The organism is uncultured Gimesia sp. (assembly GCF_937919775.1).
In the GTDB taxonomy this organism is placed as follows: Bacteria; Planctomycetota; Planctomycetia; order Planctomycetales; family Planctomycetaceae; genus Gimesia.
Genome location: NZ_CALFPF010000419.1, coordinates 1 through 3865, shown reverse-complemented (window position 1 = coordinate 3865; position 3865 = coordinate 1). Strand labels below are relative to the sequence as shown.

Sequence of the window (3865 nt, the reverse complement as noted above, 5' to 3'; positions counted from 1 at the left end):
ATCCTTAAAGACACGATCCTGCAAATGCACATTGATCCCCGTTTCAACAAGATGATTCTGCAGGGCATGAACAGTGCCGTCGAAATCGATTTTAGCGATCGTCCGAAGTCGCTGGATAAAATCTTTGATGCGCCGCTTTAAGTCAGCAGTGAAATTACTTGACCTGAACCTGCCGCAAGCTTAGTCTGTCTTATAAAGAAATCAGCGGCTGTCGTATAATGGCATTACCCCAGCTTCCCAAGCTGGAGACGAGGGTTCGATTCCCTTCAGCCGCTCTATCTTGATCAATCCCGCCATGAAATCTTGCCGACGGCCTTGTATTCAATCTCAGTGTACTAGCTTTTAACCTGCTGAGTACTGACAGACCGAATCTGTTCCAGTTGTTTGGAAACTTCAGAGAAGGGGACTTCGTGCGGCAGTTTTCCGGTGGTCGCCGCTATCGCTGATGTGACTCCCGCTGCCTCTCCCATCGCGACTGCATTCCCGGTAACACGGTAACTGCTGTGGGCGATAAAATCGCCGCTGATACAACGCCCGGCCATCATCAACCCGGTCACATCACGGGCAATCAAAGCCCGCAGCGGAATATCATAAGGCTGGGATTTAAACGGTTTCGATTCAATCGCCTTCGTCTTGCCAGGATTCGTGGAATGCACATCAATCCCAAAACGGACATGGCAGATGGCATCGTCAAAACGAGTACCGTTCTTTAAATCTTCGCCGGTGACATGATACCGTCCGAGAATCCGTCGCCCCTCCCGCGTACCGATGTGTTCGGCGGTCGCCACGATTTCCAGATTTGTCCAGGGACCACCCAGTTTTTTCAGGCTGTTGACCAGTTTGTGAACTTCGCGTCGCGCCTGTAATGTCGCATCGGTGACATGCGCCGCATCAATCGAGAGAGTCCCATACTCATGATTGGCCATCATCGCATAAAGTCCATCCCGCACCCGGAAAATTGTCGGACCTCCATAGGAGGGATCGATGCCCGCACGCTGAAATTCCGCTAACAGGTTCTGCTTCGGATTCCCCAGCTTGCGAGGCTCTGCATCTCCCCGGATGAACTGGGCAATTCCGTCCGTGGTAACACCTGTGAGTAATACCATCAGGCTCATCGGCTGAGTGAGCCCCGTTCCCGGCTGACCGAATTCATATCCGCATCCCGCCTGCGCCGCCAGATCACCATCGCCGGAGCAGTCAATAAAAGACTTGGCCCGCCAGGCCTGCCGACCCGATTTGGATTCGGTCACGATCACCGACAAGCGATTATTGATATCGTTCACGGCACCTACGACTCTGGTGTGCAACTGAATTTTGACGCCCGCTTCGAGCAAGAGATCTTCCAGCAGCAGTTTGGTTTTCTCGGTATCGTAGGCGACGGACCCGTTTGATAATGTGTTGCTGGCATCCCGGTCTTCGAGCTTTTGCAGAATTTCGCGCATGATGCCCGGTTTATTCTGCGCGTCGATAATCAAAGTCAACGCGCCCGCAGTCCAGACACCGCCCACACAACCATTCACTTCGAGCAATCTGGTTTTGGCGCCACTCCGGGCCGCAGCCAGCGCCGCCGCCACTCCGGCTGGCCCACCACCACAGACGATCACTTCATCTTCTTCGACAATCGGAATGTTCCGAGCCGCTTCATGAAAAACCTTGCCATCGGGTGAAACCCAGCCGCTGGTTCGTACATGTTGTGCCGTTGAGTTCCAGACGGACTGCCCGCCCCCGTCAAGAATCAAAGTATTGGATGGCCGCGTAATACCATCCGCCACAGGTTCTTTCGCAGAAGCAGCAGTGGTCCCGGCTACAAATGCTGCCGTACTGCCGGCGAGGTATTTCGCGAAATCTCTACGGTCCATATTCTCGTTGGCCATGTCGGGCTCCTCTCGATTTTATTGTTGCGGATTCTCGAAAGACTCCGGATTCACTCAACCATAAATTCGTTTTTGAATCTCGGTAACAACATCGTCGATCGGAATACGTACCTGTTCCAGCGTATCACGATCACGTAAAGTCACACACTTATCCTGTTCTGTCTCACCATCCACTGTCAAGCAGAAAGGAGTTCCAATTTCGTCCTGACGTCGATAACGGCGGCCAATTGCTCCCTGCTGATCATAAACAGCCTGAATTCCCGCTGATTTCAAACGCTGATAGATCGACGAAGCGACTTCCGGCATCCCCGCTTTTTTGATCAAAGGGAAAACCGCCACTTTTACGGGAGCCAGCCTGGGATGAAACCGCATCACGGTTCGCGTCTGCATTTCCCCTTTTTCATCCGGTTGCTCGTCTTCGTAATACGCTTCACAGAGAAACGCGAGAGTTGCCCGGTCGGCACCCGCAGCCGGTTCAATCACATGCGGAATAAACCGCTCGCGTGTCTGATCATCAAAATAGGTCAGATCTTTCCCACTCCCTTTATATTTAGGTTGCCCCTGTTCGTTCTTTTCGACCACCAGTTGATCACCTTCACGAACCAGCTTGCCTTCCATGTGAGAACGCAAATCAAAATCACCACGATGGGCAACCCCTTCGAGTTCCCCATATTCATTTTCTTCCATAAAGGGAAACGCATACTCGAGGTCGGCTGTCCCGACAGAATAGTGGGCCAGTTCTTCCTGTGTATGATCGCGCAGAATCAGATTTTCTGTCGCAATCCCCAGTTTGATATACCAGTTGTAACGGCGGTCGCGCCAGTATTTGTACCATTCAAACGATTCATCGGGATGACAGAAAAATTCCATTTCCATCTGCTCAAATTCACGCGAACGGAAGATATAGTTGCGCGGCGTGATTTCGTTGCGGAAACTTTTTCCGATCTGGGCAATCCCAAACGGAATTTTCACGCGTCCGCTGTCAACCACGTTCTTGAAGTTCACGAACATCCCCTGCGCGGTTTCCGGACGCAGAAACGCCGTGCCTTCCTCGCCCGCTAATGCACCGATGATCGTTTTAAACATCAGATTGAATTCACGCGGTGCCGTCAGCTCCCCGCCCGTTTCCGGGCAACGGGCTTCCAGCTTACCCGTGGCGGGAATATTCGCTTCCGACATCATTTTGGCGTATTCCATCAGATTACAGACGGAAATCTGAGGCGTTTCGCTGGGCGTGAGCCCTTGCTCTTTCTCATATTCTGCCAGCGCTTTTTCCAGACGTTTGCGTTTCGTTTTGGAAAGTCCTTCTTCGCCGATATCCGCCATATAGGTCTCACAGGCAACCGGTGCGCTGTCCGATGCGTAAGCCACAGCAACGGAAACATGATCAACGCGATAGCGGGCCTTGGACTCTTTGGAGTCGACCATAAAATCATGAAACAGGTCATAATGCCCGGAGCATTTCCAGACACTGGGATGCATGATGATGGTCGTTTCCACGCCGGTCATGGAAAAGGGCTTGGGAGCCCCCTCCGGCGCGACCAGTTCATTGTGTGTCGTAATCATGTCAGACCACCAGGCCTCTCTGACATTACGCTTGAGTTCGACCCCTAACGGACCATAATCCCAGAACCCCTGCAGCCCGCCATAGATTTCCGAAGACTGAAATATGAACCCGCGTCGTTTGCACAACGCAACAATTTTCTCCATCTCTTTTTTCATTGAACTGGTCTTTCAATCTCGTCTTTCAAAGACACTCTAAAAACAGGAATTGATTTCACCTGGGATAAAATTCACAATCATGCATCTGATGCTAACGTAATGGTCCCCGATTGGTGATGATATTCAGGTACCACGGAAACCAGACCTCGCTGAGAACATAATCGAATATCGTCTTCAAAACCACGTCGAATCAGATTACGCCCGCCAAGGCTGGCCCGGATTGCCAGCAACACACCATCTTCATTTTGAATCTGAGATCGGTAATGATC

General features: G+C 51.6%; 2 protein-coding genes, 1 tRNA gene and 1 pseudogene. 1 reads left to right on the top strand and 3 read right to left on the bottom strand.

Annotated elements, in window-relative coordinates:
- Positions 1-204 precede the first annotated feature (204 nt).
- Positions 205-275: transfer RNA gene (locus Q0294_RS11475), tRNA-Gly, on the top strand.
- A 60-nt stretch (positions 276-335) separates the two neighbouring features.
- On the opposite strand, the gene Q0294_RS11470 is transcribed toward Q0294_RS11475, so the two are convergent.
- The 3 genes and pseudogenes from Q0294_RS11470 to Q0294_RS11460 all read right to left on the bottom strand — a co-directional run.
- Positions 336-1874, bottom strand: coding sequence for an FAD-dependent oxidoreductase (locus Q0294_RS11470; protein ID WP_299465032.1), 1539 nt, complete (start codon positions 1872-1874; stop codon positions 336-338).
- 54 nt (positions 1875-1928) lie between these two features.
- Positions 1929-3584, bottom strand: a complete 1656-nt coding sequence (locus Q0294_RS11465) for a glycine--tRNA ligase (protein ID WP_299465030.1) — start codon at positions 3582-3584, stop codon at positions 1929-1931.
- Positions 3585-3673: 89 nt separating this feature from the next.
- Positions 3674-3865: pseudogene (locus tag Q0294_RS11460) on the bottom strand (2-phosphosulfolactate phosphatase); the annotation flags it as partial.